The following is a 21387-nucleotide window of genomic DNA, read 5'->3' as shown; positions in this document are numbered from 1 at the left end:
CGCTTCACCCTTTCTTATGCAGTTTAATGCGCGGGTCCAGCAGACCGTAGGCCAAGTCGACCAAAAACAGCATGATGATCAGAATGACGCTGTAAAAAACGGTCGTTCCCATAATCACGGGATAGTCCCGCTGATTAATGCTTTCAACAAAATATTTTCCCATTCCTGGAATGGCAAAGATTTTTTCAATAACAAAGCTTCCTGTTAAGATGCTGGCAACGAGTGTGCCCAGAACGGTAATGACGGGCATAAGTGCATTTCTGAGTGCGTGTTTTACGATAATTTTGAACGGAGAAAGCCCTTTTGCTTTTGCTGTGCGGATATAATCCTGCGTCAGGACTTCGACCATGCTTGACCGCGTCAGCCTGGCGATAATTGCCATTGGCCCTACTGCAAGCGCTGCGGTCGGAAGCACCATGTGGATCGGACTCGTCCATGTGGCAGCGGGAAATAGTTTGAGATTGACAGCAAATTGCTGAATGAGCAATGTTGCCAGAATAAAATTCGGGATGGAGATGCCGAGTACCGCCAAACTCATCGCGGCGTAGTCCAAAAAGCCATTGCGGCGGAGCGCAGCGATTACGCCCAGCACGAGCCCGGAGATCACAGCAATGACAATCGCTGTCATTCCAAGCTCAAAGGAAACGGGAAATCCGCGTTCCAGCATATCATTTACGCTGTCTGACGGTTTTTTAATTGAAGGTCCGAAATCGAATGTAATGATGGATTTTAGGTAGATGATGTATTGGAAAATGAGAGGATCGTCTAAGTGATAGTAGGCTTCGAGATTTTTTTGAACGGCTTCATTTGTGCCTCGCTCCTCGTTAAAAGGAGATCCGGGAATGACCTTCATGAGAACAAAAGTCAGGGTGGTAATCACTAAAATCGTAGCTGCCATTGCCCAAAAACGCTTCATCATGTATCGCGCCAAAGCCTCAACACCCCTTTAGCAGAATGATGTCCGCATCGCAAGCTCAGTCATGACAAGCATCGCCTGATAGGCTTCAAGCATGTCCTTCGCCTGAAATTGAACGGTTGTGGTTCCCGGCTTGAGTTCAGTTCCCGGCATCAGATTCGCCCATTCTGCCTGTCCGTAATTGGCGAATTCAATGCTCAAAACCGGTCTGTCCGGCGGTGTGAGCGGTTTGACTTTGTCTTTGTTTTGCAGGGCAAATGCGGTTTTTTCTGTCAGCAGCCGGCCGGCTTTCGCAGGAGACAAACACTTCACTGCGGATCTTGAAATGGTTTGTTTGACAGCGGCTGTCGTAATATTCGGAATGAGCTCTTCCGCTTCCTTCGCCGCCCGGTCATCTCCGGCTACCATTAACACCGGGACATCATAATAACCGGCAACGTATGCATTTAACCCAAGCTCACCGACAGGCCGATCGTTTATGTAAAAATGACGGACGCCGAAAATCATGCTGTGTGACATCACACCGGGAGTGGAAGCTCTCGCATGATAACCGAGAAACAAAGCGCCTGTAAACGTATCATCCAGCCCCTCTACCATTGAAAATGGTTTGACGTCACCGGAAATCAAGTCTGCTTCAGGGTGAAGCTTTTCAACCATCAGATTATTCATCTTCGAATGGCTGTCATTGACCAGCACCTCAGTACACCCGCTGTTAAACGCTTCGGCAATACAGTAGTTTGCTTCTTCAGTCATGATGAGCCGTCCGCGTTCATAATTGCGCTTGCCGGAATCAACAAAGGTATCGTCCGGAAGACCCGAAATACCTTCCATATCTACTGACATGTACAGTTTCATAACGCTCCTCCTTTTTTAATAAATTATGAATATTCTAACAAATTATATTAAAAAAAGAGGAAAAATGCAATATAACTGGGGAAAATCACAACGATTCAATGATAAAAAAGAATCCTCTTTCAAGGATTCATTTCTGTTTCTCTGTCTGTTCTGTAAGCAGCTTATATTTTTTCAGGGTTCTTTCAAACACCTGATCAAAAACTTCCGGCACTGAGGCGCGTATGACCTCAGCACCCTCCCCTGTAATTCCGCCTTTCGTTGCGACACGCCCCAGCGTTTCCTCGAAAGACATATTCTTTTCGATCAGCAGCTTGCCAGTTCCGTATAGAGAGTGAATCAGAAAATCAAAGGCCTCTTCTTTGGACAGGCTGCTGTTTCTCACCGCAGACAGCGCCAGTTCTTCGAAGACGGCAGCTATGAACCCGGGTGCCGAGCTCGTCAAATTGCTGGCGACATCCAATTTTGATTCTTTGATTTCTCGTACACTGCCGAAAACCGATAACAATTCATTCAGACGTTCTTTTTTATCCGCTGTCAATGCCTCACTGTGAACGACAAGCGAGATGCCTGCTTCTGCTTCGGACGTAATGGCAGGAATGACACGTGATATACCGGCTTCTGTTTCAGCCTCCAAAAGGCGCAGCGGCACGCCGGCGGCAATGGATACGATATGAGTATTCCTGTTCACATACGGGTGCAGACGGCGCAATGTTTCGATGACATGGAGCGGCGGGACACATATAAAAATCAAACGGCACGTTTCCGCCCAGTTCTCAAGCGAATCAGCCGATACGTTTGGATAATCTGAGATCAGCGCCTTCAGCCGCTCCCCCTTCGTTCTCGTTTCAATAAAAAGCTCATTCTCCTTTATTTTTCCATGCCTCAACAGCTGCCTGGCGATCATATCCGCCATGCTGCCATATCCAATCAATCCAATCTGTTCCATCGACTCAGTCCTTTCATATACAATAAAGAGTGTACCGTTTTCCGCCCTTTTTCACAATTTCCCATAATCTTTTCATTTTTATCCCACAGTTTTTGTTTATGATAAACTCAAGTCATAAAACTATCATAATCAAATAGAAATTAGTGAGAATAGAGAAACGGAGTGAACATGATGGATAACAATCGTGACGAAAACAGAACGGAAGGAAATGAGAATGAGGTCTTTCTAGCGAAAGAGAACGATCAGAGCACCTCCTACTCAGCACGCAATGTCATGCATGATCAGGAGAAGAAAAAACGAGGGTTCGGATGGTTCAGACCGCTGCTTGGCGGAGTGATCGGCGGCAGTATCGCCCTTGGGATTTACACGTTTACACCGCTTGGCGACCATGATTCTCAGGACACTGTAAAACAGTCATCCAGCCAACAGCAAACGCAATCTGTTACAGCTAAAAGCACGTCCTCTGAATCTAGCAAAAGCTCATCAAGCTCAAGCAGCTCATCTGCATTCAAAAGCGAAGATTCTTCTAAAATCTCAGATATGGTGGAAGACCTTTCACCGGCAATTGTCGGCATCACAAATCTTCAGGCTGAGTCAAACAGCTCTTTGTTCGGCTCTGACTCATCCAGTTCCAGCTCTGATTCCAGCGAAGATACAGAAAGCGGTTCAGGATCGGGAGTCATTTTCAAAAAAGAGAACGGCAAGGCTTATATCATTACAAATAACCACGTTGTAGAAGGAGCATCTTCACTGAAGGTATCATTATATGACGGCACTGTGGTGACAGCAAAGCTTGTAGGCAGTGACTCGTTAACAGATTTAGCGGTCCTCCAAATCAGTGATGACCACGTAACAAAAGTGGCAAGCTTCGGCGATTCATCTGATCTCAGAACTGGCGAGACCGTCATTGCGATTGGAGATCCGCTCGGAAAAGACCTGTCCCGCACAGTAACACAGGGGATTGTAAGCGGCGTGGACAGAACGGTTTCGATGTCAACATCAGCCGGTCAAACAAGCATTAACGTGATTCAAACTGACGCCGCGATTAACCCAGGTAACAGCGGCGGTCCATTGTTAAATACAGACGGCAAAATTGTCGGCATTAACAGTATGAAAATCAGTGAGGATGATGTAGAGGGCATCGGATTTGCAATTCCAAGCAATGACGTAAAACCGATTGCAGAAGAATTGCTGTCTAAAGGGCAAATTGAACGTCCGTATATCGGTGTCAGCATGCTTGATTTAGAACAAGTGCCGCAAAACTACCAAGAAGGCACACTCGGCCTGTTCGGCAGCCAGCTGAATAAGGGCGTGTACATCCGTGAGGTCGCTTCAGGCTCTCCTGCTGAAAAGGCTGGGTTGAAAGCGGAGGATATTATCATCAGCCTGAAGGGCAAAGAAATCGATACAGGCAGTGAATTGCGCAATATCTTATATAAAGACGCAAACATCGGTGATACCGTTGAAGTAAAAATTCTCAGAAACGGCAAAGAAATGACAAAAAAAATCAAACTCGATCAAAAAGAAGAAACCACTTCTTAAGAAATAACGCCTCAGGCCGCAAAAGCGGCCTGAGGCTTTTTATTAGACAAAAGACCTGTTGCTCTATGAAACTTTCTACCGAGACATCTGTATATCATTCAGACTGACATCATTCTAATCAGATGCATGTTTGAGAAAGAGATATAAACATGAAAACCGTAGGATTGAGCATGATCTGGGCAGGGTTAGCTTTTCTGTGCTAAGCTTCCTCCTTCCTGAATCGACATTGGCATGGGAAATTACACTGGGTGCCAGTATTCTATTAAACATCACTGGTACGGCTGTGATCATGCGTTTCTTAAAAGCCCCTCAATATAACAGCTGACATGCAGCAAAGCCTAAGACGAAAGCTTTTAGGCTTTGCCGTTTTTATTTCAGCATGCCTGAACCGCAGTGCAAGTTCTCAATCCCTTCTTCCCATAAATCTATCAGCATCTTTTACTTTGATCTTCACGCAGAATATAAAAAACCCCTGTCCGTAACGGACAGGGGTTTCAGGTTATGACATATGCTGGTCTCTATAGAGTCTTTTATTTTCAATTCCATATGATTTCTGAACAATGTAAAGCGGCCTGTCTTTAGCTTCATCGTAGATTCTGCCGATATATTCGCCGATCATCCCTAGAATCAGAAGGACGATGCCGCTGAACAGGAGCTGGATCACAATAAGTGATGACCAGCCGGTAATGGTGCTGTCTGTGAATAGCTTTAGATACAGCACGATAAACATATACAGAAATCCTGCACCTGACATCAACATCCCCGCATAGCTTGCCAGCTTCAGCGGTTTGTGTGAAAATGTCGTGATGCCATCCATTGACAGCTTCAGCATTTTCTTCAGCGGGTACTTTGTTTCCCCGGCGAGCCTTTCATCACGTACGTACTCGACCGCTGTCTGTTTGAAGCCCACCCAGCTGACGAGCCCTCTGACAAAAGGATTTTTTTCTTTTAATCTCTTCATTTCATCACAGACTTTTCTGTCCATGAGGCGGAAATCCCCCGTATCAATCGGGATATCAATATCTGTCATGCTGCTGAGGAGCCGGTAAAACATAGCCGCAGTTTGTTTCTTGAAAAAGGTTTCCCCTTTTCGTTTTGTTCGCACGGCGTACACGACCTCATAGCCCTCCTTCCACTTTTCAATCATCTCTAAAATCAATTCAGGAGGGTCCTGCAAATCGGCGTCAATGACGACGATTGCATTCCCCTGTGCATAATCCATACCCGCTGTAATAGCGATCTGGTGCCCAAAGTTCCTTGAAAAATCAATGATTTTCACTCTCGGGTCGATTAGGCTGTGCTCTCTTAAAATCTCAATACTGCGATCTTTGCTCCCATCGTTGACAAAAAGCAGCTCGTAGTTTTCCTTCGTTTGATCCATGACCTCTTTTAATCGCTGATAGGTTTCATGAATGACAAGCTCTTCGTTATACACAGGTACAACAATTGAATATTGAATATGTCTGCTCATGTTTTTTCCTCCTATTCATCAGCATTTAGTTCATATAATGTAGCTGACTGATTCATTCCGCCAGGTCCGCCGCCCATTTGGCCGTTTTCGCCTGAAGACTTGCTGTTGCTTGATGTGTCAGCTGAATCAGTATTTTCTGTTTTCTGATCAGATGATGATTGTTGATCAGAGCTTGATTGCCATTTATCTGATGACACTTCTTTTCCGTTTTTCTCAACCCATTCAACAATGTCATTGTTTCCGCCTCTTCCTCTTCCAGAAGCTAAGAAGTATTTCACTTTTCCTTCTTTTACAAGCTTTTTAAATTGAGTCAGCGTGATAGCCGGGTCAGAACCACTGAATCCGCCAATTGTCATAACAGCTTTTTTCGTTTTAATAATATATGGCGCTGCTGTGTTCGAGTCGGTTGTGGCAAATAGGTATTCAGCTCCAGAGTTATTTTCCTCTAGATATTTGATCAGTTTTTCATTTACAGTCGCATCAGACATTCCCATGCCTTTTCCGCTCATTGATGCAAGCTGAGGCCCTGTTTCAGGCTGTGAGCTGTTGCCTCCGTACAGAAGCGGTGTGCTTGCCCAATAAATCGGCATCACCAGCAATGCAAGAAGAGCTGCAAGTGATACATAATAACTGATCGGTTGTTGGCGCTGTTTGAACAGAAGCAGAGCAATTGCAGATAACGCGCCGATAACCCCTACACCGATGCTCCATCCTGCTCCGATTTGATCGTTGTAGTTTCTGAGAATGAACAATTCAAATCCAGTTGTCGCAATAATCGCTGCCGGCAGAAGCCATGATTTCCAGCCTGTCTGATTGCGATACAGATGAACAAGGGCAACCCATCCCGCACCGACAAGAGCCGCAATCGGCGGTGCCAGCATAATGAGATAATAATGATGGAAAAATTCTGCGACACTGAAGAATCCGGCAATCGGTACAAGCCATGCAACCCAGAAAACCGTTTCCTTCTGCTCTGCAGATAGCCTTCTTCTTTCTCTCGCGCCTGCGATCAGTAAGCCTGCAATTCCAAAAATCGCAAATGGCAGAAGCCAGCTGATTTGATCAGATAACTCTTGTTGGAAAAGCCGCAGCGGACCAGGTGTTCCCGTCCCGAACATTCCTGAACCTGATTGCATTTTTGAACCGGTTCCTGTACCGCCTTTCCCTCCGTCTCTGCCAGGTCCGCCTTGGCCGCCATCTCCTCCGCTTGGAGGGCCTCCTTGACCGCCGCTAGGCATTTGACCATTGGATGGAGGTGCCGTCATATTGCCATTTGATGATTTATCATCGCTTGATGAGCTGCTGCCTGATGCTGATGACTGATTAGGCGGTGCTTGAGTTTGCGATGAACTGTTATCGGAAGAAGACATTTCTTTTGAAGCGTCTCCGTTTGATCCGTCCTGGCCGCCGCCGGAATTTTGGCCTGTCAGCCGCTGAATCCCGTTATATCCGAAAGCCAATTCCAAAACAGAGTTGGTCTGGCTGCTTCCGATATAAGGCCGCTTGCTTGCAGGGATATTGTCAACAATGAGCGGCCATGATAACGAAACGGCTGCCAATACAGCTAAAGCACTTACCAATGAAACGATTTTTTTCTTGATTGTGGTGTTTGCCGCAATCAGATAGAACAATAAGAAAGCCGGTAAAATCATGTAAGCCTGTAGCATTTTTGTATTGAAACCTACTCCAACAACGAAAAATGCTGCTAACAGCCAGATCAGCTTTCCTTTTTTGATGGCTTTAAAGAGAAGCCAAGTAGCCAGCAATAAGAAAAATACCAGTAATGCATCAACATTGTTTGTACGTGCTACAGCTACAGCAATCGGCGTACATGCCATAACAAATGAGGCAATACGTGCCGCCGTTCTTCCGAATGTCGGCTTAATCAGCAAGTACATAAGAAGTACTGAACCTACACCTGCCAATGCTTGAGGGAGAATGACACTCCACCCGTGCATACCGAATATCAGTGCACTGATCGTTTGGATTTGGTATGTAACAGGCGGTTTATCAACTGTTATAAAGCCGGCAGCATCGAACGAAGCATAAAAGAAATTATGAAAGCTTTGCATCATACTTGTAACTGCCGCGGTGTAATAAGGATTCACCGTGTCGTCCTTCCAAATGTTATAGATATTTAAGAATGCAGATGCGAGCAAAATGAGGATGAGGAAAATATCCAGCTCGCGTTTTTTCTTTTCCACGTGTTTTTCACTCCTTTTTGTCTAACTTTGAAATAGTGTAACAAGCAAATATGAATAAACTATTAATAAACAAAGACAATATTTTTGCCGAGTCCATTTCATACCAATCGTCCTATATGCAAAGGGTTTTAAGCCATTTCTCCCAATCAGCATCTGATATTTCCTCCCTAATAAGGCATGCTGTTTAGGTCAAAATTAATTATGGTAATAAAAAAAGCCTTCCGGCGGCGCCGGAAGGCAAATGAATCTCAATTTATTGAATCGGTTTTAGTTTTGCTTCAATTTCAGCTCTTCGATGCTCAAGGTACGGCGGAAGAGCAATCGTTTGGCCAAGCTCATCAAGGTTTTCATCAACCATAAAGCCTGGTCCGTCTGTTGATAACTCGAACAAGATGCCGTTCGGCTCTCTGAAATACAGCGCCTTGAAGTAGTAGCGTTCAACGATGCCGGAATTGCTATAGCCTTCCCGGCTGATGATCTGGTGCCACCCGGCAAGTTCTTCTTCATCTCTTACCCGAAACGCGACATGGTGAACACTTCCTTTGCCTTGGCGCTCTCGTGGAAGATCGTTTCTTTCTATTAAATGGATTTCTGTTGCCGCACCGCCTTCTCCAGATTCCAAAATAACGGCGGTTCCTTGCCCTTCGACTGCTTCACGGCTGATTTCTGTAAATCCAAGAATATTCGTCAGTACGTGTAAAGTTGGTTCAGCGTATGGCACAGTCAGTTCAACCGGCCCCAACCCGCGAAACGAAAATTCTTCCGGAATGCCGCTTTGTTTAACAGGCAGACCATATCCTTTGCCTTTCTCATCAGCAGTCAGCACAAGGCGCTGTCCTTCATGATCTTGGAATGCCAATATGTCACGTCCGGCTCTTTTGGCAATGCCGCTGTACGCCACCTGATGCTCTTCAAAACGTTCTTTCCAGTAATGCAGAGCTTCTGTGCTTGGAACGCGCAAACCAATAGAAGAAATGCTGTTTGTTCCCGCATGAAACGGCGCAATGCGCGGAATCTCGAAAAACGTCAGCTCAGTTCCCGGATTTGCCACTTCATCTCCGTAGAACAGATGATACATTGTCGGTTCATCCTGGTTGACGGATTTTTTGACGAGCTTTAATCCTAATACTTTTTTATAGAAATCTAAGTTTTTTTGTGCGTCGGCTGTTAATGCCGACACGTGATGTATGCCGTTGACTTTCATATGCTGTCCCTCCAGGTCATTTTATCTCGATTTCGAGATATCGCATCATAGTTGTATATTTATTGTTCTAATTACAAGGTATTTTATTCGCACGGGAAAGTCAACATATCAGCTTCACTGAAGGTTCGTTATTTTCCTTCGTTCTCACAGCACCCTCCGTATCGGCAAAAAATCTCCTGAAAAACACGAACTTTTTAATCCAAAAACTATACATTTATTCGTTTATAACTCATTAAATCATGTGTTTTCACAGTTTTATCTGGCATACACATGCAAATATCGAAAATCAGAAAATTTATTTTATTCCACTTTTCTAAAATAGGGTTTACAATATGAAAAATAGATTCTTCATTATGAAGCTTCAACATCATAGGAGGTTAAGGACATGCATACTGAAGACAACGGTTTAAAAAAAGAGATAGGCCTCTTGTTTGCCCTTACTCTTGTCATCGGAACCATTATCGGTTCAGGTGTTTTTATGAAGCCTGGCGCTGTGCTCGCTTATTCAGGTGATTCAAAAACAGCGCTTTTCGCCTGGCTGTTAGGCGGTATTTTAACTCTGGCGGGCGGTTTGACAATCGCGGAAATCGGAACGCAGATTCCAAAAACCGGCGGGCTTTATACGTACCTTGAAGAAGTGTACGGCGAGTTTTGGGGATTTTTGTGCGGCTGGGTGCAGATTATCATTTACGGTCCGGCGATTATTGGCGCACTGGGTTTATATTTTGGATCTTTAATGGCGAATCTTTTCGGCTGGGGATCTGGCCTATCAAAAGTAATCGGAATTATAGCAGTTCTCTTTTTATGCGTCATTAATATTATCGGTACAAAATACGGCGGCTTTGTCCAAACGCTGACAACGATCGGAAAGCTGATTCCGATTGCATGCATCATCATCTTTGGCCTTTGGAAAGGCGATCAGCACATCTTCACAGCAGTAAACGAAAGCATTTCCGATATGAACTTCGGAGCAGCCATTTTGGCTACACTGTTTGCTTACGACGGATGGATTCTTCTGGCCGCTCTCGGCGGAGAAATGAAAAATCCCGAAAAGCTGCTGCCGCGTGCTATGACAGGCGGATTATTAATTGTAACAGCAATCTATATCTTCATTAATTTTGCATTGCTTCACATATTGTCAGCGAACGAAATTGTCACACTTGGCGAAAATGCGACGAGCACTGCTGCCACCATGCTGTTCGGGTCAATGGGCGGAAAGCTGATCAGTGTCGGGATTATTGTCAGCATCTTCGGCTGCTTAAACGGAAAGGTCCTTTCTTTCCCGCGTGTGTCATTTGCAATGGCGGAACGCAAGCAGCTTCCATTTGCTGAAAAACTATCACATGTGCACCCGACGTTCCGCACACCATGGATTGCGATATCCTTCCAAATTGCCGTGTCTTTGATTATGATGCTGATCAGCAACCCTGATAAGCTCTCAGAAATCTCGATTTTCATGATCTACATTTTTTATGTGATGGCCTTTTTTGCGGTGTTTATCCTCCGCAAGCAAACAAAGGGAGAAAAGCGCGCCTACAGTGTTCCGCTTTACCCATTCATGCCGATTTTGGCCATCGCAGGCTCACTCTTTGTATTAGGCAGCACACTCATTACAGATACACTGAGCTGCGGATTATCCATCCTCATCGGACTTGCCGGGCTGCCTGTTTATTACTGGATAAAAAAACGAAAAGCAAGCTGATAAAACGGTTCCCTTGTTTAGGGAACCGTTTTTTGGTGAAACAGAAGATAAAAGTTGACAGGAAAAACACAACTTTTGATATACTTTTTACGTTAAGCAGAAAGTTTTTGCAAACTTGGGTCGTTTTTTTAAAGGGAAGTAGGTCAAAATAAGGAGACACGATTTATCGAAAAAGTCAAGATACGTTTTTTTCGACTTTACCTGTTTTTTTTCGACAAAAGGCTATATAATAATTTGATGTGTGCATTGTTCATTCAAACTATGGAGGGTTTTTAATGATAAGAAGAAAAAAAGATAAGTTCTCACTCCTTTTAACAGAAATTGCAAAGAACATAGACGAAACTGCAGAATATTTTGTGAATTTTAAGGTCACTAATCAAACGACGCTTAAAGAATTTGCAGATACGTTAAAGGAATATGAAACAAAAGGTGACAATCATGTTCATGTCATGATTAAAGAGCTTAACAAAGCGTTCATCACTCCTATTGAGCGCGAAGATATCCTTCAGCTGACAAACAGCCTGGATGATGTGCTTGACGGAATTGAACATTTCTCTGCCATGATGGAGATTTTCTCAATCACTTCATCAGACGAGCATATCGATAAGTTCAGCGGATACATCAGAGAATGTGCGAAAGAAATTTTGATTACAATTGAGCTGCTGGCAGAAAACCGCTTAAAGGATATTCAGCCTCACGCGATCAAAATTAAAGAGTATGAGCACAGTTGTGACAACCTGCACAGAAAATCATTAAAAAATCTTTTCGGAAATGAAACAGATCCGATCAAAGTCATTCAATATCGTGAAATTTACGAAACGCTTGAAGAAATTGCCGACTCTTGCCAAAGTGTTGCCAATAATCTTGAAACCATCATTATGAAAAACGCGTAACGAGGGGTAAAAATGGATATTCTATTAATATTAACAATACTAATAGTCATTTGTGCTCTGGCGTTTGATTTCATCAACGGGTTTCATGATACGGCGAACGCAATTGCGACTTCGGTATCGACAAAAGCGCTGAAACCTCGCCATGCCATCATATTGGCGGCTGTGATGAACTTTATCGGAGCAATGACATTTACAGGTGTTGCCAAAACCATTACGAAAGACATTGTAGATCCTTATACGTTAGAGAATGGCTCTGTCGTGATTTTGGCTGCGCTAATCGCTGCGATTGCCTGGAACCTTATCACATGGTACTACGGCATCCCAAGCAGCTCATCCCATGCCATCATCGGGGCAATTGCCGGTGCAGCAGTTGCGGCAGCCGGATTTACTGCGTTAAATTATAAGGGCTTCATTAAAATCATTGAAGCACTGCTCTTATCACCAATTATTGCCTTTGTCCTTGGTTTTATTCTTTACAGCATCGTCAAGCTGATTTTCAAAGACAGCAATTTGGCGAAAACGAACAAGCAATTCCGCAGAGTGCAGATTGTAACAGCTGCCCTGCAATCATATACACACGGAACAAACGATGCGCAAAAAGCAATGGGAATTATCACAATGGCTCTCATCACAGCGAATTTACATACTTCTGCTAATGATATTCCAACCTGGGTGCAATTCGCCTGTGCGACAGCCATGGGTCTCGGAACCTCAATCGGCGGATGGAAAATCATCAAAACCGTTGGCGGAAAGATCATGAAGATTCGTCCGGTAAACGGTGTATCCGCTGACTTAACCGGGGCAGCCATTATTTTCGGCGCCACATTTATTCATTTGCCGGTCAGCACAACCCACGTCATTTCTTCATCAATCCTTGGCGTCGGTGCGTCACACCGGGTAAAAGGCGTAAACTGGGGTACAGCTAAGCGGATGCTCATTACATGGGTCATCACGCTTCCGATTTCAGCGACACTTGGTGCCATCGCCTACTTTATTTTAAATATGATTTTTTAAGGTTACACCGCTTCTGTCAAAGGAGCGGTTTTTTTGATGAAACAGGAAAACCAGCCGTATCTCTCGAATACAATAAGCAGAACCTATTTCAGATGTGAGGGATTGATGTATGCTTTTATTCTTTCAGATCATGGTCTGGTGCGTCATGGCCGGATTAGGCTTATACGTGTACGCCACGTGGCGGTTCGAAGCGAAGGTCAAAGAAAAAATGTCCGCCATCCGGAAAACATGGTACTTGCTGTTTGTTCTGGGCGCTATGGTATACTGGACATATGAGCCCTCTTCCCTATTTACCCACTGGGAACGGTACCTCATTGTCGCTGTCAGTTTCGCTTTAATTGACGCTTTCATCTTCTTAAGCGCATACGTCAAAAAACTGGCTGGCAGCGAACTGGAAACAGACACAAGAGAAATCCTTGAAGAAAACAACGAAATGCTCCACATGTATCTCAATCGGCTGAAAACATACCAATACCTATTGAAAAACGAACCGATCCATGTTTATTATGGAAGTATAGATGCATATGCTGAAGGTATTGATAAGCTGCTGAAAACCTATGCCGATAAAATGAATTTAACAGCCTCCCTTTGTCACTATTCGACACAGGCTGATAAAGACCGGTTAACCGAGCATATGGACGATCCGGCAGACGTGCAAAACCGGCTTGATCGAAAGGATGTTTATTACGACCAATACGGAAAAATGGTTCTCATTCCTTTTACCATCGAGACACAGAGCTATGTCATCAAGCTGACGTCTGACAGCATTGTCACTGAATTTGATTATTTGCTTTTCACATCATTAACGAGCATATATGATTTGGTGCTGCCAATTGAGGAGGAAGGTGAAGGATAATGGAACGCGCGTTTCAAAACGGATGCGAGCCCCGAGCGGCGAAGCCGTTTAAAATCCTGAAAAAACGTTCAACCACCAGTGTTGCAAGCTATCAAGTCAGTCCGCATACAGCAAGAATCTTTAAAGAAAACGAACGGCTGATTGACGAGTATAAACGAAAAAAAGCATGATCACACTAAAAGGACAAGGGAAAACAGCTCTTGTCCTTATTCCTTTTCTTAAAGGGTTACATATACTAAAACAAACAGAGGATATTGTCAGGTGATACAGTGAAAAAATTGGTGAGGCGTGTGAAGTTTGTTGATTACGGAAGGTTTGGACTTTCCGGGTATTCGCTTCGTGTGAGGGAGCGGAGCGCAGGAATTTTAAAAAAGTTGAAGAAGAAAAAGTAAATCCCGGAGCAGCTCCGGGATTTTTGTGTTCTGTGATCAGCTTAGTTGAGCTGCGATTTTCGCTTTAGTCGCAGGCCCGTATATACCGTCGGCGGTTAAACCGTTCACAGACTGAAAACGGGCAACCGCGTCAGCTGTTTTCGGTCCGTAAATGCCGTCAATTCCGTTGTTGACAGCCGCTTTATCAGGGTAAAAATAGAGAGCGGCCAGTGCTCTTTGCACCTGAAAGACGTGTTCTCCTGAGGTAAATGGTGTTGTCAATTGAATGATGCCATCTGGAAGCGGATAGAGCTCGGGTTCTGCAGCGTACGACGGAGTACTGACAATTAACACTTGACCGACCTGAATAAAATTCGGATCTTCGATATTGTTCCACTCTTGCAGCTGAGCTACAGTAACACCGAACATTCTCGCTATGGATGTAAGCGTGTCACCTTGTTTCACGACGTAAGTTTGGCTGCCGCCTCCCCCAATCCCTGCTTTAAACGTATCCCACGTATCCAACAGCTTGCGGGGACATTCCTTGCCAGACCAATACTTATGGGGTACAACGTTAGCAAGGCTGATACCGTGCTCAGCCATCAATGTTTTGATCAGCCACTGGGCATTTGCTGTAGCTTGCGCAAAATCCCCATCGGCATTTTCACAAATTTCAATTCCGATAGAAGCCCGATTGCCGCTGCCGTTTCCGTCTCCCGCATGCCAGCCGTTTTCATTTAAAGGCAGATGCTGATAAATTTCTGTATCATCAACAGTAAAATGCCAGCTTGTCGTCGTATCAGGATTTTTCAAATAGCGGGCATGCGCCTCAGCATCTGCTCCGACTGCGGTGTTCGCTGTATTGTGCACTGTAATGTAAAGAGGTGTCATTGCGTAGCCTGGGCGGTTATTTGCACCGACTGGGATAAAGTCTTGAATAATGTTAACCATTTTCATCTCTCCTTATTTCGTCAGATTATTTTCCTTTAACAAGTCACGTTGTTTTTTCCCTTTTTCTGTTACATAATTGTTTTTAAACCAAGCGGCAAGTGTCGTTCCAATTGTGAAAATGACAGATCCGGCCGAATAAAGAGCGTCAGCAAGCTGATTGACCTGCTCCTCCTGAATGTCCAATGGTGATTTGCCAAGCATCATCATGGTCTGGTTGATTAATGCAACCAAAAGAAGCACCGTCCTGATGACCGTGCCTTTGTCATACGTTTTCATGAAAATCCCCCTCTAATGCTGCAACAGGTTGTACATAATCGCGATAGCTCCGCCAATGATCCCTGTGCACACTGCTGTAATGATGGCACCTGTGATGGTGCGTTTAATCCATGTTGTATTTTCTTCAATTTTGTTTAATTTTTCGTTCAGCGTCATGATTTGCTGATCTTGCCGGTCAGACACGCGTTCTAATGCGGAAACCCTCTGCTCAAGTGCTTTGTGCTCACCTTTCATGTCTGCTAAATCTTGCTGAACCACATTTACATCTATCTCTTGCTGCATCATTCACTCCTCCTTTACATGCGGATCACCTCCCTTCCGAGGGCCGAAATGGTTATGAAACAGCGCTTCCTTTTATCGAAAGAGTCCCGCCGGTGATACTGACGATCTCCATGATGATTTCCTTAAACCCTTTAATATCGAAGGCCCATGCCTCAGCTTTCCCTAACGTACTGCAGGCAGCGGAGGCATCATCAGATTTCACGCCTCTAATCGGAAGTCTCTGTCCTGACACCGATTTGCCCCAAAATTTCACCTCACTCGTTTCCGCTGTGCCATACAGCTCAACGAGTAAATGGGCGGCGCCGTCCACAGGTAACACGGCACCTTCGCCAGCGGACTCTGCATTTTCATGAAAGACAAAGTCAAACGTTTTGCCAGCTGCCACTTTCAGCCGTCCATCATCTGTTTGATATTCCGAAAAGTCAATCTGCAAAGGGGCTTTTTCACTTAAACGCACATCCATTTCTCCCGCGCCGACTGATTGGTATAAAACAAACTCTGATTGCTGAAGATTCCCGTTCACAAAGCGGAAGCGGTAATAGCGTTTAGACAGATACACCCAGTCCGTTTCCGTCAGGACACCTGCTGCGACATTAATTGCTGCTGTCGTTGTCCAAACATTGTTGTTGTCGCTTTCTTCAATAAAGAGCGTGCCTTCACGATCTGCATACGCCCAGCCCTTCACTTTCGAAATCAGAATTGTGCCAAGCCTGTCTTGCCCGAGCTGACTGTATGCCTCAGTCGCCTTTAGCGCGGCATTTGTTAAAATCTCCGCTACACCCGACAAATTCGAAACAGGCGTCACAAAATCATTTTTTTCTCCTCTGTAGGGCTTTACAGCTCCGGCTTTTCCAGTCTTATCGAGAGGAAATTCATATTGATACTTCACCATCTTCATCCTCCTTTTGGTCTCTAAAAACAGGCAAAATAAAAAAGCCTTACATGGCTTTACCGGTAATTTCTTTATACTGGTCAGAAGTGATCAGCTTTTTGTTCACACCTTCTGCCAGATCCTCAATTGAACAGTCCTTATATGCTACGGCCTGTTTGACCATATCCGTTGTCGCCCACTCATAATAGAGGGCAAGCACCCAATAATTCATTCAGCATGATCTCCTTTCAGGGAAAGTAATGAAAGCTTTATATCTGACAGCTCGCTCCCTAATGTTTTGTTCAGTTCTTCAAGCTGCTTGCGTGCCAGCTTTTCCTGTGACAATTCCTGAGCGAGGAGTTCCACCTGATCAGGCGGCTCGTACGGCGGGTTTTTTTGTGATTCTTCCCACCAGGATTCAAGTTCTTTTTGGGTTGGGATTGGGGCGCGCAGGTTCCATTTTTCAATATAAGAACCATTGCCGTCATTCCTTAATTCAAAATCTTTTCTTGGAACTGCGTCAGGGTATTTGTACATGATTGCGTCGTATAATATCATTTTTGTACCTCCTATAGCATCGGAAAATTCCGACCTCCTATTTCTGTTATATCAAAATAGTTATACCACCCTGGGTTGTCTGTGATATTCCTTGTGGTATCACCGTTATATCCGACATATAGATAGATTTCAATATAGTCACCTTTATTAGCCGGAACTGTTGCAGCTCCATATAGACCTATATTTATATCTGTAGTGTCCGATGGATCAGCTGGGTTTACTCTGTAGTGTGCAATATTTTTATATCTCACACCGTTTACATAAATAGATGTTTCATAATTAGTATATCGTTGATAATTTTCAATATATAATCCTGCGTTTACTACATACATTCCATCATTAGGGACAATGAATCTGTTATTTTTAACATCAAATGCATTGTGGCTGTCTTTTATTTTCCTATTAAAATTTATTTTCTGAAGTTCACCTTTCGTTAACAGCTGCTTTCCTGTAGTCCCGATATTCGCATGAGCAAATCCAGCAATCTTCTGCCAACCGGTCCAGCCGGATCCATTCCACCAGTGACGAATCCATGTACCAGTACTATCAAAATAACTGCCAGATTCATTTCCTGTACCATAAAAATATTGAGTAAATCTATAATCATGATATTTCTCATTTTTCACAATTCCATAACCAAGTGGATAACCCGTTGTATTTCCTTGACCAACATCCATTAGGGTTAGCCCCGGAGGATATTCATTCCCTCCAGTTCTTGCATCTTGTATTGCATTTGAACCTGTAAGAATGGTTAATTTCTGATTTGAATAGTTTGTATCTACGTAGTTTTTTGCATCTGTTAAGGATTTATCAGCCTTTGTTTGAGCACCGCTTTCGGTTTCAATTTTATTCCATCCTTGCCAGCCTAAATTACCATCAACATAATTTGTAAACATATTATTCCTATAATCAATTGCTACTACATATCCAAAAGTTCCATTGCCATTGCTATCAGTTGCTGTAAAATGAAATATTCCTCTTGTTGATAAAGTAGAGGGCGCATTAGTTGGCTTACCACTCGAATAAAAAGTCCCGAATCTCTCCCCAGATTTTACAATTTTACTGAGGAAATCATCTGTATCACCTATCGAAATAAAAACTCCACCTGCATCGTTTGTAATTTTAGACAACTGTCCAGCATTCCACTTATCTCGTTCTGCTACAGTAATATGGGCTGTAGAATCCTTAGCATGATTAGATACCTTTGCCTCTGCTCCAGCTGTTGTCTCTAATTCAATCCAATTCGACCAGTTTCCTCCTGATATCGTTTTCCGATACGTTTTATTAGCGTTATCAAAAGCGATAATATGTCCGTAATTCCCGGTAGCATTAATTGTCCATATGCCCCTGACTGAAGTACCTGGACCATTCACCGTTTTTGACAAGGAGGTGAAATGAACCATTCCAGTGTACTTCGGAACAATTTCATGGAAATCATCTGTTTCGCTTAAGTTTATTTTTGCTTGTCCGTTGTCTGCTGTGACTTTAAAAAGCTGACTGTTATTCCACTTGTCTTTGTCTGATTGTGTGACATGTATGTCCGCCTTACCTGCATGAGCGTTCACTTTTGTTTGAGCGCCCTCCGTCGTCTCTAATTCAATCCAATTTGACCAGTTGCCGTTTAAGAGAGTTTTACGGAAAGTTTTATTATCATTTGTCATTACAATTACATGACCATTTAATTTGCTGTCACTGCAAGTCCAAAATCCTCTCCCTGAGCCACCTGGTGAATTCAGAGGCGATCCCGTATAAGAAAAATAAGTCAATGTAGGATAGTTCATCAGTTCGGTATGGAAATCACTCGTGATATTGAACATAGGCTGTCCATCATCTTTTGTAATCTTAGATAATTGACCGCCATTCCATTTCTCACGCTCTTCCTCTGTAATATGCCGCACCTGATCTTGATCATGCTGGTCGAAATCCTTCTTCGCTGCCTGCTGCACGTTATCCACGTTCCCCAGCCCGATTTGCGCCTTTGTTGTGTTGTGGGGGTTGTTCATGTCGTTTTTGTGGGCAGCCAAGTCTGTGTGGGCGTCCTTTATTCCTTTTTCCCAGCGGTTGACGTCGTCTTCGTTGATCGGGTCGTCGGGAAGCCAGTCTGTTTTTTCTTCGTATGCCATGTTTACACCACCTCAAAGGTAAATCTCAAATCGATTGTTCTGTTTTCGCTGACGTCCAGGTCTGTTTTTCTTTCTGTAATGATGTTGCCCAGTTCGTCAAAAATTTGTACCGTTTCGATATGCTTGATGTCTTCCTCACGTTTTGTCAGAACGGTGACTGTCGCTCCGTCAATGGCGAGTTCTACTATTTCTGTTTTTTGTCCGTTAAGCAGCACGTGATCAATTCTGCTTTTCAGATCTGCCGCTGTACGTTCTCTGTATATGGTTGAAATCAAGGTAAAACCACCTCATTGTTGTTAAGGGTGACCGAATAACCGACCTTCAGCTCACTGGCTGTTCGGTATCTGCGGTGATTCAGGATGACTGTGTCTTTTATTTGGAGCGTTTCGTTCAATCCGCCTCTGAGCGTATACGCCAAATGAGCGGGCTTCATGTTTTCTATGGCTTCAATCAGCTCATTCATGTGCTGAAGGTCATCAACATTGATGTCCACGTTAAAGCGGTATTCGCCGGGAAGCAGGCGGACTTGTGCAGACGGGTTTTTCAAGAAACGGTTCACCGCCTGCTCAATGGCCCTGTAGGTGATTGGCGGAATGTTCGACATTTTTGAAATGAGCCGCAATCGTCTGATCTCATCGGTGTCGCCTGATTCCCGCGGCACGTTTAAAATCTTTTCCCAGCGGCTGAGCCCCCATGTCGCTGTCGGCACAAATAATTGATCCGTCAGATCAAATATGCTGTTATTCTGTTTATCAAACTCAGGCGCTTCCGCTTTCAGCAGCTCGGCCATTTCTTTAAGGCTGGTGAGAAACGGCGGCAGATAAGCTCTCATGTCATCTTGTTTGCTCAATGATCTTCACCTGCCCAAGCTTAGGAATTTCTACGTCGCTCAGCACCAGATTTTCAGACGTGCCGTTGATTTGAATATTGGAGTAGTCACTGACTGATGGCGAATTATAGACGATATTGTTAATTTGTGAAAGACGGATAACGTTATCTTCAAACGCCATTTTCTTAAAGAGATTTAAAACGCCTTCCTCAATTTCTGACCTCACCTCATCAATTGAGTGATTGATCTCAGGCAGCACTTCGGCCGAAATCTCAACTTCCTTCCAGACCGCGCTTTCCACTGTAACTACGGCTCCGATTGGCGCCTGCCCCTCCCCTTGTCCTGGTTCAGGGTCGATATAATCTTTCACTTTTTGAATTAAAATATGAGAAGCGGGCTCAAGGTTCGCGTTCGTGACAACAATTTTGACTGTGCCCTCACCGTTCCAAAGCGGGAAGATCTTTGCCTTCCCAACTCCATCCACTTCTTCAGCCCACTCTTTATAATGCATTTTATTGGCACTAACAGCCTCACGGCGAACCCTTGTAAAATACCGTTCTCGTAAGCTGTCGTCTCCTTCTTCCTCGCGCCCTGGAATCAGGATTTCTTTGACAATGGCTGTTTCTAAACCGGGAATGGTATCCAGTGACAGTAAATTGCGTCCGGTCAGATTGGCGTTTCCTGCTTCACCAGGTGTTTCACAGATGAGCGTCCCGTCTGCCGTATATTGAAAATAAAGATTATCCACATAGAAGCGGGAGCCCGCGGGAATGGTAACTCCAGACGTAAACTCTCCCGCTCTGACCGCCTTTGTCGCGGCTGTCCGTTCAATCCCCGCTTCCGCTGCACGCCGGTCTAAAAATTCGCCTTGCGCAGTATCAGAGAAGACTAGCTCAAGCACAGTATCCAGCCATATATATGACTTCGCAAGCTCGGCTGCCGCCGGGGCTAACGCATTATAAATGACGCTGCCTTCTCTTGTGTCAATATCTGCGGAGATGCTGTTCAGCATACGCTCCATAATATCTTCAAAGGTTTGATCTTCAAACATCTTCGCCAATCACCTCCTCAATCTCAAGCGTCCCTTCATCTGTCTCTACCACAAAAGAAACATGAAACGCATCGCCTTGTTTTTCTATCTCAAAGTCTGTTACGGCAGATATCCGGTCGTCATAAACCAGCGCCTCTTCTATCAGCCTCGGAATCTCCATTTTTTTGTAGGCATCAGTCGTCTCGTGATCTGTAAGCACGTCCTGAAGCTCATTTCCGACATTATGGCTGTATACGGAGTACGCATATCGTTCTGTTTGTAAGGCGATATACACGAACTGTCTGATCGCTTCAAGCCCAGTAATCAGTTCATTTGTAATTCTTCCGTTTTCAAAATCTATTTTGTACGTTTGCGAGGTTTCAATGACTTCACTATCATCTTCAAAATCCTCAAACTCCACTTCTGGTGTCAGGGCCATGATGCCCACTCCTTTATGACAAGCTAAATAAAAACCCCTTCGTGTCTGAAGCGG

General features: G+C 44.3%; 24 protein-coding genes and 1 pseudogene. 7 read left to right on the top strand and 18 right to left on the bottom strand.

The features are described from left to right. Positions 1 to 4: 4 nt before the first annotated feature. From dppB to proG, 3 genes are all read right to left on the bottom strand, one after another. Positions 5 to 931 carry a dipeptide ABC transporter permease DppB gene (dppB, locus tag M1M80_RS07225; protein ID WP_003239083.1) on the bottom strand — a complete coding sequence of 309 codons (927 nt, stop codon included), beginning with the start codon at positions 929 to 931 and terminating at the stop codon, positions 5 to 7. A gap of 15 nt (positions 932 to 946) precedes the next feature. Continuing rightward, the gene (dppA, locus tag M1M80_RS07220) at positions 947 to 1771 is read right to left on the bottom strand and encodes a D-aminopeptidase DppA (RefSeq protein ID WP_060398457.1); all 825 of its coding nucleotides are present in this window, start codon (positions 1769 to 1771) and stop codon (positions 947 to 949) included. Between the two features lie 127 nt (positions 1772 to 1898). Continuing rightward, complete coding sequence (gene proG / locus M1M80_RS07215; RefSeq protein WP_060398456.1) at positions 1899 to 2717, bottom strand: pyrroline-5-carboxylate reductase ProG; 819 nt, start codon at positions 2715 to 2717, stop codon at positions 1899 to 1901. A gap of 171 nt (positions 2718 to 2888) precedes the next feature. Here proG and htrA point away from each other — a divergent pair, with 171 nt between their 5' ends. After that, entirely contained in the window at positions 2889 to 4259 is a 1371-nt protein-coding gene (gene htrA, locus M1M80_RS07210) for a serine protease HtrA (RefSeq protein ID WP_060398455.1), read from the top strand. A 499-nt stretch (positions 4260 to 4758) separates the two neighbouring features. On the opposite strand, the gene M1M80_RS07205 is transcribed toward htrA, so the two are convergent. The 4 genes and pseudogenes from M1M80_RS07205 to M1M80_RS07190 all read right to left on the bottom strand — a co-directional run bounded on the left by M1M80_RS07205 (position 4759) and on the right by M1M80_RS07190 (position 9138). Further along, the gene (locus tag M1M80_RS07205) at positions 4759 to 5730 is read right to left on the bottom strand and encodes a glycosyltransferase family 2 protein (protein ID WP_060398454.1); all 972 of its coding nucleotides are present in this window, start codon (positions 5728 to 5730) and stop codon (positions 4759 to 4761) included. A gap of 11 nt (positions 5731 to 5741) precedes the next feature. Continuing rightward, complete coding sequence (locus M1M80_RS07200; RefSeq protein WP_060398453.1) at positions 5742 to 7934, bottom strand: glycosyltransferase family 39 protein; 2193 nt, start codon at positions 7932 to 7934, stop codon at positions 5742 to 5744. A gap of 7 nt (positions 7935 to 7941) precedes the next feature. After that, positions 7942 to 8087 (bottom strand): annotated as a pseudogene (locus tag M1M80_RS07195) (hypothetical protein). A gap of 100 nt (positions 8088 to 8187) precedes the next feature. Beyond that, positions 8188 to 9138: a ring-cleaving dioxygenase gene (locus M1M80_RS07190; protein ID WP_060398452.1), complete on the bottom strand. Its 951-nt coding sequence runs from the start codon at positions 9136 to 9138 to the stop codon at positions 8188 to 8190. 385 nt (positions 9139 to 9523) lie between these two features. Here M1M80_RS07190 and steT point away from each other — a divergent pair, with 385 nt between their 5' ends. From steT to spoIISC, 6 genes are all read left to right on the top strand, one after another. Further along, the gene (gene steT / locus M1M80_RS07185; RefSeq protein WP_060398451.1) at positions 9524 to 10840 is read left to right on the top strand and encodes a serine/threonine exchanger; all 1317 of its coding nucleotides are present in this window, start codon (positions 9524 to 9526) and stop codon (positions 10838 to 10840) included. A 275-nt stretch (positions 10841 to 11115) separates the two neighbouring features. Continuing rightward, entirely contained in the window at positions 11116 to 11733 is a 618-nt protein-coding gene (locus M1M80_RS07180; protein WP_003218470.1) for a DUF47 domain-containing protein, read from the top strand. 12 nt (positions 11734 to 11745) lie between these two features. Further along, a complete protein-coding gene (locus M1M80_RS07175; protein WP_003239093.1) occupies positions 11746 to 12747 on the top strand; it encodes an inorganic phosphate transporter in 1002 nt (333 codons plus the stop codon). Positions 12748 to 12856: 109 nt separating this feature from the next. After that, on the top strand, positions 12857 to 13603 hold the full coding sequence (gene spoIISA / locus M1M80_RS07170; protein WP_060398450.1) for a toxin-antitoxin-antitoxin system toxin SpoIISA: 747 nt from the start codon (positions 12857 to 12859) through the stop codon (positions 13601 to 13603). Continuing rightward, positions 13603 to 13773: a three component toxin-antitoxin-antitoxin system antitoxin SpoIISB gene (gene spoIISB, locus M1M80_RS07165; RefSeq protein WP_003239095.1), complete on the top strand. Its 171-nt coding sequence runs from the start codon at positions 13603 to 13605 to the stop codon at positions 13771 to 13773. Before spoIISA ends, spoIISB begins: the two co-directional genes overlap by 1 nt. 84 nt (positions 13774 to 13857) lie before the next feature. Next, entirely contained in the window at positions 13858 to 13995 is a 138-nt protein-coding gene (gene spoIISC / locus M1M80_RS07160) for a three component toxin-antitoxin-antitoxin system antitoxin SpoIISC (protein ID WP_119913750.1), read from the top strand. Positions 13996 to 14031: 36 nt separating this feature from the next. Here spoIISC and M1M80_RS07155 read toward each other — a convergent pair whose 3' ends face one another. The 11 genes from M1M80_RS07155 to M1M80_RS07100 are packed head-to-tail and all read right to left on the bottom strand — an operon-like array spanning position 14032 to position 21333. Next, on the bottom strand, positions 14032 to 14925 hold the full coding sequence (locus M1M80_RS07155) for an N-acetylmuramoyl-L-alanine amidase (RefSeq protein ID WP_060398449.1): 894 nt from the start codon (positions 14923 to 14925) through the stop codon (positions 14032 to 14034). 12 nt (positions 14926 to 14937) lie between these two features. Then, on the bottom strand, positions 14938 to 15201 hold the full coding sequence (locus M1M80_RS07150) for a phage holin (RefSeq protein WP_003239099.1): 264 nt from the start codon (positions 15199 to 15201) through the stop codon (positions 14938 to 14940). Between the two features lie 12 nt (positions 15202 to 15213). Continuing rightward, positions 15214 to 15483 carry a hemolysin XhlA family protein gene (locus tag M1M80_RS07145; RefSeq protein ID WP_060398448.1) on the bottom strand — a complete coding sequence of 90 codons (270 nt, stop codon included), beginning with the start codon at positions 15481 to 15483 and terminating at the stop codon, positions 15214 to 15216. Between the two features lie 52 nt (positions 15484 to 15535). Then, entirely contained in the window at positions 15536 to 16375 is an 840-nt protein-coding gene (xepA, locus tag M1M80_RS07140) for a phage-like element PBSX protein XepA (RefSeq protein WP_060398447.1), read from the bottom strand. Positions 16376 to 16421: 46 nt separating this feature from the next. Next, positions 16422 to 16586, bottom strand: coding sequence for an XkdX family protein (locus tag M1M80_RS07135; protein WP_019258164.1), 165 nt, complete (start codon positions 16584 to 16586; stop codon positions 16422 to 16424). Continuing rightward, the gene (locus M1M80_RS07130) at positions 16583 to 16912 is read right to left on the bottom strand and encodes an XkdW family protein (protein ID WP_060398446.1); all 330 of its coding nucleotides are present in this window, start codon (positions 16910 to 16912) and stop codon (positions 16583 to 16585) included. Before M1M80_RS07130 ends, M1M80_RS07135 begins: the two co-directional genes overlap by 4 nt. Positions 16913 to 16923: 11 nt before the next feature. Beyond that, positions 16924 to 19035 (bottom strand): hypothetical protein, encoded by a 2112-nt coding sequence (locus M1M80_RS07125; protein WP_060398445.1) that lies wholly within the window; start codon positions 19033 to 19035, stop codon positions 16924 to 16926. A 2-nt stretch (positions 19036 to 19037) separates the two neighbouring features. Then, complete coding sequence (locus M1M80_RS07115; protein ID WP_060398444.1) at positions 19038 to 19310, bottom strand: hypothetical protein; 273 nt, start codon at positions 19308 to 19310, stop codon at positions 19038 to 19040. Continuing rightward, positions 19307 to 19885, bottom strand: a complete 579-nt coding sequence (locus M1M80_RS07110) for a YmfQ family protein (RefSeq protein WP_060398443.1) — start codon at positions 19883 to 19885, stop codon at positions 19307 to 19309. The genes M1M80_RS07115 and M1M80_RS07110 overlap by 4 nt, the downstream gene beginning before the upstream one ends. Beyond that, entirely contained in the window at positions 19869 to 20915 is a 1047-nt protein-coding gene (locus M1M80_RS07105; protein ID WP_060398442.1) for a baseplate J/gp47 family protein, read from the bottom strand. Before M1M80_RS07105 ends, M1M80_RS07110 begins: the two co-directional genes overlap by 17 nt. Beyond that, the gene (locus tag M1M80_RS07100) at positions 20908 to 21333 is read right to left on the bottom strand and encodes a DUF2634 domain-containing protein (RefSeq protein WP_060398441.1); all 426 of its coding nucleotides are present in this window, start codon (positions 21331 to 21333) and stop codon (positions 20908 to 20910) included. Before M1M80_RS07100 ends, M1M80_RS07105 begins: the two co-directional genes overlap by 8 nt. Positions 21334 to 21387 lie beyond the last annotated feature (54 nt).

The organism is Bacillus inaquosorum, from assembly GCF_023238325.1.
In the GTDB taxonomy this organism is placed as follows: Bacteria; Bacillota; Bacilli; order Bacillales; family Bacillaceae; genus Bacillus; species Bacillus inaquosorum.
Note: the sequence above shows the minus strand (reverse complement) of the source record. Positions and strands in the feature narration are given on the sequence as shown.